We start from the raw sequence: 12755 nt of genomic DNA on the forward strand, positions 1-12755 counted from the left end.
CAAGCTTGCGCAGACGCACCTTGTAGCCGCGCGCTTGCAGAAGCGCGCCGAGAGCGGCGGAAGCGAGGCCTTTTCCCAAAGAAGAAACCACGCCGCCGGTGATGAACACGTAACGGGCCATGGGCGGACACCTTACTCCATGATTCGCGTGCGGCGCATCGCCCGCCGCGAATCGAACTGTTGATCAAAAGAAGAAAGCGCGCCCTGCGGCGCGCTTTCGGGAAGTCGGTTCGTTCGCCTGCCCGTTACTGGGCGGGCTGCTGGGCCGGAGCGGACGCCGGAGCCGTCGTCGCCGACGGCAGGCTGGCTTCCAGATCGTCCAGCGACGGGGCGGTCGGCTGGGCGGGCGCGGCCGGCTGTTGCTGGGCCGGTTGTTGCGTCTGGGTCTGCGGCGTGGTGGCCAGAGAGCCGACGGCGTCGGCGTCGATCACCGAGACCGAAGCGCGGTCCATATTGCCGAAGACAGTCAGGACGATGGTCAGGCCGAACAGCAGGGCCGCCAGCACCCAGGTGATCTTGGTCAGCAGATTGCCGGCGCCCCGCGCCGTCATGAAGCCCGAAGGACCGCCGCCCATGCCCAGGGCGCCGCCCTCGGACCGCTGCAGCAGCACGACGCCCGTCAGTGAGACGGCGACCAGGATGATGGCGACGAGCAGGATGGTCTGGAGCATGGCGTCATTCATGTGGGCGCGGAGCTGCGCCGATCAAGCGGCGGCCTCTATCACCGAAGCCGCCGGGGGGCAAACCTGAAGCGGACCGTCAGGCGGCGCGGACGATCTTCAGGAAATCCTCGGCCTTCAGCGAGGCGCCCCCGACCAGGGCGCCGCCGACTTCCGGCATGGCCAGGATTTCGGCCGCATTGTCCGGCTTGACCGAGCCGCCATACAGGATGGGCGCGCGGCGGGCGGGCTCGCCCAAACGATGCACCATGGCTGCGCGGATGGCGGCGTGAACCTCCGCGATCTGCTCCAGAGTCGGCGTCAGACCTGTGCCGATGGCCCACACCGGCTCATAGGCCACCGCAAAGTCCCGCTCGGACAAGCCGTCCGGCAGGGAGCCTGCGATCTGTGCGCTGACGACCGCGACCGCTTGGCCTGCCTCATGTTGTTCCAGGGTCTCGCCGACGCAGACGATGGGCTCCAGGCCGGCCGCTATGGCGGCCTCGACCTTGGCGGCGACGTCCGCATCGGTTTCCCCAAAGGCCGCCCGGCGCTCGGAATGGCCCAGAATCACCAGGGTGGCCCCGGCGTCCGCCAGCATCTCCGCCGACACCGACCCCGTGAAGGCGCCCGAAGCCTTTTCGTGGCAGTCTTGCCCGCCCACTTCGACCGCGCTGTCGGCCAGGGCGCGGCGCAGGCGATCCGTCAGGGTGGCGGGCGGACACAGGGCGATGCGGCATGCAGGCGGCGCCCCCGCCAAGCCTTCCTTCACAGCCAAGGCCTCGGCCACATCTGCAGAGACGCCGTGCATTTTCCAGTTGCCGACGATCAACTTCACGGATTGTTTCATGGGCCCTGTCTAGGGGGCGTAAACTGGCAAGCCAAGAGGGGGCGCCGCAATCTGGCCATCACGCCGTCCTTGCGGGGGCGCGCCCGGCCCGACTATACGCCGGGTGACGCCAACCTCGGCCAGTCTACGGGTCTTCGAATGATCACCGCCTTCCGCGCCTTCTCGCGCTCCAAGTGGGCCGCCGCCCTGCTCGTCCTGATCGCGCTCAGCTTCGTGGTCGTCGGCGCGCGTATGGATGTGTTCGCCAACCTGGGGCCCAAGCATGTGATCGACGCGGGCGACCGTTCGATGAACGAGGCCGAGTTCAGCGCCGCCTTTGGGCGTGTGCGCGAAAACATCCAGCAACAGGCCGGTCGTCCCGTAACGAACGAGGACCTGATCGCCGAAAACATCCACACCCGCTTCCTGGACAGCCAGACCGAACAGCTGGGCTTCCTGAACTGGGCCTGGAAGGCGGGCATCCGCCCCGGCAAGGAGCTGATCGTCAAGCAGATCCGCCAGATCCCGGCCTTCTTCAACTCGGTCACCGGCCAGTTCGATCAGCAGGCTTATGAGTCGGCCCTGGCTCAGCAGAACCTGACCCCCGCCATGCTGGAGCAGGACCTGCGCGATCAGTATGCGACCGAACATTTCGGCGCCGCCATCTTCGCCGGCGCCCGTGCGCCGCGCATCTACGGCGCCCTGCTGGCCGGCGCCGCCTTCGAGACCCGCGACGGTCGCTGGTTCGAGGTCACGCCTGCGATGGCCGGCGAAGTTCCCGCACCGACCGACGCCCAGCTGAACGCCTTCATTCAGGAAAACGCCGAACGTCTGCGCGCGCCGGAGTTCCGGATGGTCTCGGTCGTCCTGTTCACACCGGATCCGGGCGCCGCCCCCGCCGTGTCGGATGAGCGTATCCGCGAGCGTTTCGAGTTCAAGAAGGACAGCCTGGGCAAGCCCGAGACCCGTACCTTCGTGACCCTGACCGCGCCCAACCGCGACGTCGCCCAGAAGATCGCCGCCGCCCTGCGCGCCGGCCAGTCCCCGGCCGACGTCGGCCGCGCCAACAGCATCCAGCCGGCGAATTTCGACGCCACGCCCCGCGCCGCCGTCGGCGACGCGGCGACCGCTGCTGCGGTGTTCGGCCTGCAGGTCAACCAGGTCTCTGACCCGGTCCAGGCCGGCGTCGGCTTCGCCGTCGCCAAGGTCACCGCCATCCAGCCCGGCCAGCCCGCCACCCTGGAAAACACCCGCGACCAGATCGTCGCGGAACTGCGCGCCGAAGACGTCAAGGGCCAGACCTACGCCAAGGTCGAGAAGTACGAAGCCGCCCGCACCGCCGGCAAGAACCTGGCCGACGCCGCCCGCGAGGCCGGTGGTCGCGTGATCGACCTGCCGCCCTTCACCAAGGACGGCAAACTGCCCAACGGCCAGGCCCTGAACGCCCCCCCGCAAGTCTTCGAGACGGCCTGGAGCCTGACCAAGGGCGGCGAAAGCGATGTGATCGACGCCGGCCAGGGCCAGTATTTCGCGGTCCGCGTGAACGACATCCGTCCGTCGGCCCTGCCGACCCTGGCTGAGGTGCGCGCGCCCCTGGCCGCGCAATGGACCCAACGCGAAATCTCGCGCCGCCTCTCCGCCAAGGCCGAGGAACTGGCCGGCCGCGTCCGCCAGGGCCAGGACATCGCCGCCGTGGCCCGCTCGGTGAACGCCCCCCTGACCGTCCGCACCGGCGTGGTCCGCGACCAGGCCACCCAGGAATCGCTGGGCCAGGGCGTGCTCCAGGGGCTGTTCGGCCAGGCCAAGGGCCAGGTCTTCTCCCAGCCGGGCGAAGGCGGTTATCTGGTCGGCCGCGTCGATGGCATCCACGCCGCCAATCCGGCCGTCGCCGGTCCTCTGGCCGAACAGGCTCGCCCGCGTATCACCCAGGAACTGGTCCAGGCCATGGTCCAGACCGAGATGACCGCCGGCGCCCAGCGTTCCAAGGCCAAGAACGACGTCGCCCTGGCGCGTCAGGCCCTGGGCCTGGCCGCCGAGCCGACGGCCCCCGCCGCACCGGCCCAATGACCACGGCCGGCCAAGACGCCTCGGGGTTCAACGGGGCCGACTACGACGCCTTCGCCGCCGGCCTTTCGGCCGGTCGGCCTCAGGTGCTGGTCCGGCGCGTCATCGACGATCTGGAGACGCCGGTTTCAGCCTATCTGAAACTGGGTCGCCACCGCCCCTACGCCTGTCTGCTGGAATCGGTCGAAGGCGGCGCCGTGAAGGGTCGTTATTCGATCCTGACGCTGGACCCGGACGTGGTCTGGCGCTGCCGGTCAAACGCGGCGGAACTGGCCCGCGGCCCGGCTGTGGCCGAGGGGCGTTTCATCGCCGAGCCCCTGCCCACGCTTCAATCCCTGCGCGCCCTGATCGCCGCATCGAAGTTCGACCTGCCCGAAGGGCTGCCGCCCATGGCCGCCGGTCTGTTCGGCGTCTTCGGCTATGACATGGTGCGTCTGCTGGAGCCGCTGGGCGAACCCAATCCGGATCCGTTGGACCTGCCGGACGCCGTCCTGACCCGCCCGTCCCTGGTCGCCATCTTCGATTCCGTCGGGCAAGAGATCATCCTGGTCTCGGCCGCCTATCCCGACGCAGGCGCCGCGCCGCGTGAAGCGTTCGACGCCGCCGTCGCCCGGCTGGACGCCTTCGAGACTGCCCTGCGCGAGCCCCTGCCCCCGCGCCCCGCGCCCCAGCCGATGCCCGCCCCCGAGTTCGTTTCTCCGGTCGATGAGGCCCGCTTCGGCGAGATGGTGGCCAAGGCCAAGGACTATATTTCGGCCGGCGACATCTTCCAGGTCGTGCTCAGCCACCGATTCTCGGCCCCCTGGACCGAAGACCCCTTCGCCTTCTACCGGTCGCTGCGTCGCCAGAACCCGTCGCCCTATCTCTTCTACCTGAACTTCGAAGGCTTTCAGCTGGCCGGATCCAGCCCGGAGATCCTGGTCCGGCTCAAGGACGGCGAAGTCACCATCCGCCCCCTGGCCGGCACCCGCAGGCGCGGCGCGACGCCCGAGGCGGACAAGGCCCTGGAGGTCGAGCTGCTGGCTGATCCCAAGGAGCGGGCCGAACATCTGATGCTGCTGGACCTGGGCCGCAACGACGTCGGCCGCGTCGCCGCGCCGGGCACGGTGGAAGTCACAGAGAGCTTCGTCGTCGAACGCTACAGCCAGGTCATGCACATCGTCTCCAATGTGCGGGGCAAGGCCGATCCGAAACTGGACGCCGTCGACACCCTGCTGGCCGCCCTTCCCGCCGGCACCCTGTCGGGCGCGCCCAAGGTCCGGGCCATGGAAGTGATCGACGAGCTGGAGACCGAAAAGCGCGGCGTCGGCTACGGCGGCGGCGTCGGTTATATTTCGGCTGGGGGCGAGGCGGACATCTGCATCACCCTGCGCACCGCCTTGTTCGCTGATGATCAGATCTTCGTCCAGGCCGGCGCGGGCGTGGTCTCTGACAGTGATCCAGCGGCTGAATACGCCGAGACCCAACACAAGGCGCGCGCGCCGATGCGGGCCGCCGACGACGCCTGGCGCTTCCGCACCGGCAACCGCTAGGGCCCGTAGGTCGCCGGGGGTTCGTCAAACCGGACGCCCGGCCCCAGCACCACCACGCCGGCCATGACCACGGCCGCCGTGGCGGCCAGGGCGGCGGCGCCGAGAGCCGCATAGGGGCTGATCGGCTTGGGTTCGACCACGACCAGCTTCGCCTTGGCGGCGGCGATCTTGTCGGCGATGTCTTTTTCGGCGCTCAGTTTCACGACCCCCATCTGCCCCCGCCAATGTTAAGATGCGCTTTAACGCCGCGCACGCTTGGCGCGGCGGCTTGTCACGCCTAGAAGCCAGATCATGATCCTCGTCGTCGATAACTACGACAGCTTTACCTACAACCTCGTCCACTACCTCGCGGAGTTGGGCGCGCCGACCCATGTGGTGCGCAACGACGACCTGACGGCGGACGAGGCCTGGGCGCTGAACCCCGCCGCCGTCCTGCTTTCGCCGGGCCCCTGTGCCCCCGATCAAGCCGGCATCTGCCTGCCGCTGATCGAGAGCGCCCCGGCCTCCATGCCGATCCTGGGCGTCTGCCTGGGCCACCAGGCCATCGGCCAGGCCTTCGGCGGCGACGTGATCCGCGCCAAGACCCTGATGCACGGCAAGACCTCGCCGATCCTGCACGACGGCAAGAGCGTCTTCGCCGGCCTGCCCTCGCCCTTCACCGCCACCCGCTATCATTCGCTGGCGGTGAAGCGCGAAACCCTGCCGGACTGCCTCGAGGTGGCCGCCTGGACCGCCGACGGCGAGATCATGGGGCTCCAGCACCGCAGCCGCCCGATCCATGGCGTCCAGTTCCACCCGGAATCCATCGCCACCGAACACGGCCACGATATGCTGGCCAACTTCCTCGAGATCGCCGGCGTGAAGCGCCTCGCGGCCGCCTGATCGTGGCTGACGGGTTCAAGCCGATCCTCGCCCGACTGGTCGAGGGCCACCCCCTGACGTCCGAGCAGGCGCACGACTTCTTCGCCGCCTGCCTGCGCGGCGAACCGACCCCGTCCCAGGTCGCCGCCGCCGTCACCGCCCTGCGAATTCGGGGCGAGACGGTGGACGAGATCGCCGCCTTCGCCCAGGCCATGCGCGACGCCGCCCTGACGCTGGATCATCCGTACGAGGTGATCGACACCTGCGGCACCGGCGGCGACGGCCAGCACACCTACAACATCTCCACCGCCGCCGCCCTGGTCCTGGCCGGCGCAGGCCTGAAGGTCGCCAAGCACGGCAACCGGGCCATATCCTCGAAATCCGGCTCCTCCGACGTCCTGTCGATCCTCGGCGTCAACCTGGCCGCCAGCCCGAATCAGCAGCGCAAGGCGCTGGACGAGGCCGGCATTTGCTTCCTGTTCGCCCCCGCCTATCACGGCGCCATGCGCCATGTCGGGCCGGTTCGGGCCGAGATCGGTTTCCGCACCGTGTTCAACCTGCTGGGCCCGCTGTCCAACCCGGCCCAGGCGAAACGCCAGGTCATGGGCGTCTATGATCCCCGACTGCTTGAGCCCCTGGTCGAAGTCCTGGGGCGGTTGGGCGCCATCCGCGCCTGGACCGTCCATGGCCAGGGCCTGGACGAACTGGCCACATCAGGCCCGACGGAAGTCGCCGAATGGAAGGACGGCGCCGTTCGCCGCTTCCAGGTCACGCCCGAGGACGCCGGCCTGCCGCGCGCCTCCATCGACGCCATCCGCGGCGGCGACGCCGAGGAGAACGCCGCCGCCCTGCGCGCCCTGCTGGCGGGTCAGACCGGCCCCTACCGCGACATCGTGTTGCTGAACGCCGCCGCCGCTCTCGTGGTATCGGATCGGGCGACGGACCTCGCCGAAGGGGCCGTCCTCGCCGCCGCCGCCATCGACGACGGCCGGGCCGCCCAGGCGCTGGAGCGTCTGGCCCGCATCACCTCCACGCCGCTGGATACCGAAGACAACGCATGACCGACGTCCTGGACCGCATCGCCGCCTACAAGCGCGAGGATGTCGCCGCCCGCAAGGCCGCGACCTCCCAGGACGCGATCGAGACCCTGGCCAAGGCCGCCTCGGCCCCGCGCGGCTTCCGTGCGGCCCTCGACCGAACCGTCGAAGAAACGGGCCGCCCCGCCCTGATCGCCGAGATCAAGAAGGCCAGCCCGTCGAAGGGTCTGATCCGGTCCGACTTCGACCCCGCCGCCCTCGCCATGGCCTACGAGGCCGGCGGCGCCACATGCCTATCGGTCCTGACCGACGGCCCCAGCTTCCAGGGCGACGACGCCTATCTGGGCCAGGCCCGCACCGCCACGGCCCTGCCCTGCCTGCGCAAGGACTTCCTGGTCGACCCCTGGCAGGTGGCCGAAAGCCGGGCTCTGGGCGCCGACTGTATCCTGATCATCCTGGCCATGATCGACGACCGGCTGGCCGCCGAACTGCTGGCCGAGGCCGAACGATTCGGCATGGACGCCCTGATCGAAACCCACGACGAAGCCGAAATGGCCCGCGCCTGCGCCCTCGGCGGAGACTTGGTGGGGATCAACAACCGTTCCCTGCGGACCTTCGAAGTCGATCTGGAAGTGACCGAACGCCTATCGATGCTCAGCCCCGTGCGCGCCCTGCTGGTGGCCGAAAGCGGCATCTTCACGCCCGAGGACGTGGCGCGCGTCTCCGCCGCCCACGCCCAGGCCATTCTGGTCGGCGAGAGCCTGATGCGTCAGGTCGACGTCGAGGCCGCGACGCGGACGCTGCTGGCCGCCTGATCCAACCCGGCAGCGCATCGAAGCGACGCCGTTAAGTTGACATTAGGAAGGAACACTTACAGAACATCGTCAATGTTCACGGCCCGTTCCGATTCGAGGTATGGGCTTATGAGGGCCTGGCGATGCTCACGCGCAAGCAGCACGAACTGCTGATGTTCATCCACGAACGGATTCAGGAGACCGGCGTCTCCCCCTCGTTCGACGAGATGAAGGAGGCGCTGGATCTGGCGTCCAAGTCGGGCATCCATCGGCTGATCACGGCGCTGGAGGAACGCGGCTTCATCCGCCGTCTCGCCCACCGCGCCCGCGCTCTGGAAGTGACCAAACTGCCTGAACAGGCCACCGCCGGAGCCCCGCGCGGCCGGGCCGGTTTCAAGCCTGATGTGATCGAAGGCGGCGGCGGCGCGCCACGCCCCGCAGCGGCCTCCGCCGCCAACGATACGCGCGAACTGCCCCTGTTGGGCAAGATCGCCGCAGGCACCCCCATCGCCGCCATTCAGCACGAGCAGGAGCGCCTTTCGGTGCCCGAATCCATGCTGGGCAAGGGGGACCATTATCTCCTCGAAATCGAGGGCGATTCGATGATCGAGGCCGGCATCCTGAACGGCGACCTGGTGGTCATCCGGCGCGGCGACACGGCCAATAACGGCGAGATCGTCGTCGCTCTGGTCGAGGGTGAAGAGGCCACGCTGAAACGCCTGCGTCGCAAGGGCGGCTCCATCGCCCTGGAGCCCGCCAACCGCAACTACGAAACCCGTATCTTCGGTCCCGACCAGGTCGAGGTTCAGGGCAAGCTGGTCGGCCTCATGCGCCGCTATCACTGACATCCGGGTCCGGCTGACGCGCCCAAGGCCGGTCGCCCCGCACGTCGGCCGTCCAGACGGCGCGCCATCGGTTCGCCTGGGGCGGCCCGTCACGCCACAACTCCACCGCTCCGCCGCGCGCGAAATCGACTCCGTCGAGCAAGAGACGGCCTTCGCATGAGGCCGGCAGGGCGGCGACCGCAGCCCGCACGCTGATGACGGTCGCCGCTTGGCAAAGGTCGGCCATCTGTTCCGTATCAGGGGCTTCGCGCCCCCACCACAGGGCGACCGGCCCGGCTTCCGGCGTCTCCGGCCGACAGGAAGACCGCTCGCACGTCCAGCCCGCCTCCGGTCGATCCGCCGTCGTCAGGCCGCGCCGCCGCGACCACAGATCAACGGCGAAGGCGCGCACGCCGGGTCTAATCACGACCGCCTGGCCATCACGATGGATGGCCGCATTGGTCCCGCCGTCCCCGATCCAGAGATCCGGCGTCGGCGCCCTGGGCCAGACCAGCACCGCCGCGGCCAGCGGCAGGCCCAGCCACCGCAGCCGCCCCTGCCAAAGACAGACGAACAACACCCCCAGAAAGGCGATGGGCAGGACATAGTCCGGCGCGCTGGCCACCGTCCGCACCGCGCCCGGCAGGCGGGCGGTCCAGCCCCCGATCGCCAGCATCAGATCGACGCCCCACCCCGCCACCGCCAGGAACGGACCGCCCAGGCCCAAAGGCTCCAGCGCCGCCCCCAGGGCCAGCGCGGGCATCAGAATGAAGTCCGCCACCGGCGCCGTGCCCAGATTGGCCAGCAGGCCATACATGGCCGTCCGGTTGAAATGCTGCATGGCGAACGGCCCCGTCGCCAGTCCCGCCACGACGCTGGCCGCCACCGCCGCCGTCAACCAGCCCCCGAACCTCTGCGCCGCCACAATGGGCCAGGGCGCCGATATCTCCCGCGTCCGCTGCGGCCAGGCCTCGACCAAAGCCACTAGAGCCGCCGTCGCCGCAAACGACATCTGAAAACCAGGCGTGACGATGGCCTCAGGTTGGATCGCCAGCACCACAAAGGCCGCCACCGCCAGCCCGTGCATCGTCACCGCCTGCCGATCCAGCAGTATGGCCAGAAAGGCGATGGAGGCCGTGATCGCCGCCCGCTCGGCCGGGGGCGGCGCGCCGGACACGACCAGATAGGCGCCCACCGCCGTCAGCCCGGCCAGGGCCGCGACCTTCTTGCCCGGAACCCGCAACGCCAGCCATGGCCAGGCCGCCACGCCCAACCGCGCCCCAAAGAAGACGAAGCCGCCGACGATAGCCATATGCAGGCCCGAGACCGACAGGATGTGCGCCAACCCCGAATCCCGCATCACATCCATGTCCGCCTGGCTAATCCAGGCCTCATGACTGGTGGTCATGGCGGCGGCGATCCCGCCTGTCCGCTCGCCCAACCGCGCCACGATCCTTTCGGCCAGCGCATAGCGGCCGCCGTTCACCGCCATCTCCAGTCGCAACCGCCACGGCGCCGGCGGCAGATCAACCCACCGCGTCTCGCCCAGAGCGAAGGCGACGCCGCCCATGCCCTGGAAAAAAGCGTTGCGGCCGAAGTCATAGGCGCCGGGGCTGGCCGGCGGCGGCGGCGGATTGAGAATGGCGAAGAGACGGACCGCCTCGCCGGGCCGGGGCGGATCGCCTCGCACCGTGGCCCTCAGCCGCACCGGCGTCTGATCCGGCGCCAGCCCTCGAATCCAGACCGGCGCGACCACGATCCGCGCGCCCCTTTCGCCGGGGCTGTCCACATCCACCACCCAGGCCTCGATCACCGTCGCTTCACCCAGAGCCGGGGCGATGGGCGCCGTCACCATCTCCGTGCGGATCTTGGCCGCCGCCAGCCCGCCGGCCAGACAGGCCAGGATCATCAGCGGCCAGGTCAGGCGCCGCGCCCATCCCCGTCGTCGCGCCGCCATCCAGCCCGCGCCGGCGATCGCCGCCATCAACAGCAGCGGCCACAATGCCGGCTCCGACCGAAGCGCGAAATAGATCGCCCCGCCCCCGCCGAAGGCCACCGGCGCCCACAGCCGCCATCTCAGCGTCTGCGCCGCCGCCTCGTCGGCCAGCCAGGCCCGCAATCGCGCGCCGGGGGTAGGCTTTGTCGTCTCGGGGCGTATAAGGGCCTCGCTTACGGACCCTTCCCCCATGACCTCACCTTCTTCGACTGTCGTCACGCGCTTCGCCCCCTCGCCGACAGGCTATCTGCATATCGGCGGGGCGAGAACCGCCTTGTTCAACTGGCTGTACGCCAAGAGACACGCAGGGCGTTTCCTAATCCGTGTCGAGGACACCGACCGCGAACGGTCCACCGACGAGGCCGTCAAGGCCATCTTCGACGGCCTGAGCTGGCTGGAGCTGTTCGCCGACGAAGAGCCCGTGTTCCAATTCAGCCGCGCCGACCGTCATCGCGAGGTCGTCGATCAGTTGCTGGAGACCGGCCACGCCTATCGCGACTTTACGACCGCCGAGGAAACCGGCCGCCTGCGCGACGCCGCCAAGGCCGAGCGTCGGACCTTCGAATCGCCGTGGCGCGACCGGACGCCGACCGTCGACGACCTGGCCCTGCCCCACGTCGTCCGCTTCCGCCGACCGCAGTCCACGACCGTCACCGTGGCGGACGAGGTCCAGGGCTCGGTCAGTTGGTCGACGAACGACCTCGACGACCTGGTCCTGCTGCGCTCCGACGGCGCGCCGACCTATAATCTGGCCGTCGTCGTGGACGACCACGACATGGGCGTGACCCACGTTATTCGCGGCGACGACCACCTGAACAACGCCGCCCGCCAGAGCCTGATCTACGACGCTCTGGGCTGGACCCGGCCGACCTTCGCCCACATCCCCCTGATCCACGGCCCCGACGGCGCCAAGCTGTCGAAACGTCACGGCGCCCAGGCGGTGCATGAATACGCCGAGATGGGCTATCTGCCCGAAGCGATGCGCAACTATCTGGCCCGGCTCGGCTGGGCCCACGGCGACGACGAACTGTTCAGCGACGCCCAGGCCGTCGAATGGTTCGATCTGGCCGGCATCGGCAAGGCCCCGGCCCGGCTGGACTTCGACAAGCTGGCCCACGTCAATTCGCACTGGCTGCGTCTGGCCGAGGACGAACGCCTGGCCAAGCTGACCCTGGACGTCCACCTGCAACGCGGTCGCCTGATCGCCGAGGACGACGAAACCAAGCTCCAGAGCGCCATGCCCTTCGTCAAGGACCGCGCCAAGACCGTGCTGGACCTGGCCGACCAGACCGAATTCGTGCTGAAGACCCGCCCGCTGGCGCTGGACGACAAGGCGCGCGCCCTATTGTCGGGCGAGACGCTGGACCGGCTGGGCCGGTTGCGCGACCGTTTGGCCCTGTTCCAGTCCTGGGATGTCTTCGCCCTGGACGCCGAGCTTAAAAGCTTCGCCGAATCCGAACAGGTCGGGTTCGGCAAGATCGGTCCGCCGATGCGAACGGCCCTTACCGCTGGGTCAACTTCACCCGATATCGCACGAACTTTGTCCGCTCTTGGGCGCGACGAAAGTCTCGGGCGCTTGGATGATGCGCTGCAACAGACTAAGTGATCACCCACAACCAAAAAAGCGGCCGACGCCTCCCCGCGCCTGGACGTGTGATGCAAAGGGGCATTTATGACTGAACAAGCCAAAACCGCCGGCTCGGCGACCCTGTCCTTCGAGGGCAAGACCATCGAGCTTCCGGTCCTTTCGGGCTCCACCGGCCCGGACGTCATCGACATCCGCAAGATGTATGCGGGTACGGGCGCCTTCACCTTCGATCCGGGCTTCACCTCCACCGCTGCGTGCGAGTCGGCCCTGACCTATATCGACGGCGACGCCGGGGTGCTACTGCACCGCGGCTACCCGATCGACCAGCTGGCCTCGCAATCGAACTTCATCGAAGTCTGCCATCTGCTGCTGCACGGCGAACTGCCGACTGCGGCGCAGTACGAGAAGTTCGAAAACAGCATCACCATGCACACGATGCTGCACGCCCAGTTCGACCGCTTCTTCGAGGGCTTCCGCCGCGACGCCCACCCTATGGCGATCATGGTCGGCACGGTCGGGGCGCTGTCGGCCTTTTATCACGACAGCCTGGACATCCATGATCCGGTCCAGC

General features: G+C 68.9%; 13 protein-coding genes. 8 read left to right on the plus strand and 5 right to left on the minus strand.

Annotated features, from left to right (window positions below; genetic code table 11):
- From Q7J26_RS09640 to tpiA, 3 genes are all read right to left on the minus strand, one after another.
- On the minus strand, window positions 1–121 hold a 121-nt coding region (locus Q7J26_RS09640), incomplete at its 3' end, for a hypothetical protein (RefSeq protein ID WP_304936250.1).
- 124 nt (window positions 122–245) lie between these two features.
- Window positions 246–683, minus strand: a complete 438-nt coding sequence (gene secG, locus Q7J26_RS09645) for a preprotein translocase subunit SecG (protein WP_304936240.1) — start codon at window positions 681–683, stop codon at window positions 246–248.
- 76 nt (window positions 684–759) lie between these two features.
- A complete protein-coding gene (gene tpiA / locus Q7J26_RS09650; RefSeq protein ID WP_304936241.1) occupies window positions 760–1509 on the minus strand; it encodes a triose-phosphate isomerase in 750 nt (249 codons plus the stop codon).
- 138 nt (window positions 1510–1647) lie between these two features.
- Between tpiA and Q7J26_RS09655 the strand changes: the two genes are divergently transcribed.
- Entirely contained in the window at window positions 1648–3555 is a 1908-nt protein-coding gene (locus Q7J26_RS09655) for a peptidylprolyl isomerase (RefSeq protein WP_304936242.1), read from the plus strand.
- Window positions 3552–5084, plus strand: a complete 1533-nt coding sequence (trpE, locus tag Q7J26_RS09660) for an anthranilate synthase component I (protein ID WP_304936243.1) — start codon at window positions 3552–3554, stop codon at window positions 5082–5084. Before Q7J26_RS09655 ends, trpE begins: the two co-directional genes overlap by 4 nt.
- Here trpE and Q7J26_RS09665 read toward each other — a convergent pair.
- The gene (locus tag Q7J26_RS09665) at window positions 5081–5287 is read right to left on the minus strand and encodes a hypothetical protein (RefSeq protein WP_035307384.1); all 207 of its coding nucleotides are present in this window, start codon (window positions 5285–5287) and stop codon (window positions 5081–5083) included. The two genes, trpE and Q7J26_RS09665, sit on opposite strands and share 4 nt — an antisense overlap.
- 88 nt (window positions 5288–5375) lie before the next feature.
- Between Q7J26_RS09665 and Q7J26_RS09670 the strand changes: the two genes are divergently transcribed.
- The 4 genes from Q7J26_RS09670 (at window position 5376) to lexA (ending at window position 8621) form a co-directional block, all read left to right on the plus strand.
- A complete protein-coding gene (locus Q7J26_RS09670) occupies window positions 5376–5966 on the plus strand; it encodes an aminodeoxychorismate/anthranilate synthase component II (protein ID WP_304936244.1) in 591 nt (196 codons plus the stop codon).
- A gap of 2 nt (window positions 5967–5968) precedes the next feature.
- Window positions 5969–7006: an anthranilate phosphoribosyltransferase gene (gene trpD / locus Q7J26_RS09675; protein ID WP_304936245.1), complete on the plus strand. Its 1038-nt coding sequence runs from the start codon at window positions 5969–5971 to the stop codon at window positions 7004–7006.
- A complete protein-coding gene (trpC, locus tag Q7J26_RS09680; protein WP_304936246.1) occupies window positions 7003–7797 on the plus strand; it encodes an indole-3-glycerol phosphate synthase TrpC in 795 nt (264 codons plus the stop codon). The genes trpD and trpC overlap by 4 nt, the downstream gene beginning before the upstream one ends.
- Window positions 7798–7919: 122 nt before the next feature.
- Entirely contained in the window at window positions 7920–8621 is a 702-nt protein-coding gene (gene lexA / locus Q7J26_RS09685; protein ID WP_292148980.1) for a transcriptional repressor LexA, read from the plus strand.
- On the opposite strand, the gene Q7J26_RS09690 is transcribed toward lexA, so the two are convergent.
- A complete protein-coding gene (locus Q7J26_RS09690) occupies window positions 8602–10788 on the minus strand; it encodes a ComEC/Rec2 family competence protein (RefSeq protein ID WP_370651932.1) in 2187 nt (728 codons plus the stop codon). The genes lexA and Q7J26_RS09690 overlap by 20 nt on opposite strands.
- On the opposite strand from Q7J26_RS09690, the gene gltX reads away from it, so the two are divergent.
- Both gltX and Q7J26_RS09700 read left to right on the plus strand, forming a co-directional pair.
- Complete coding sequence (gene gltX, locus Q7J26_RS09695; RefSeq protein WP_304936248.1) at window positions 10787–12202, plus strand: glutamate--tRNA ligase; 1416 nt, start codon at window positions 10787–10789, stop codon at window positions 12200–12202. The two genes, Q7J26_RS09690 and gltX, sit on opposite strands and share 2 nt — an antisense overlap.
- A 66-nt stretch (window positions 12203–12268) precedes the next feature.
- Window positions 12269–12755: citrate/2-methylcitrate synthase (locus Q7J26_RS09700; RefSeq protein WP_304936249.1), on the plus strand; the 487-nt coding region annotated here is incomplete at its 3' end.

Origin of the sequence: Brevundimonas sp. (assembly GCF_030656255.1) — a bacterium.
Classification (GTDB): Bacteria; Pseudomonadota; Alphaproteobacteria; order Caulobacterales; family Caulobacteraceae; genus Brevundimonas.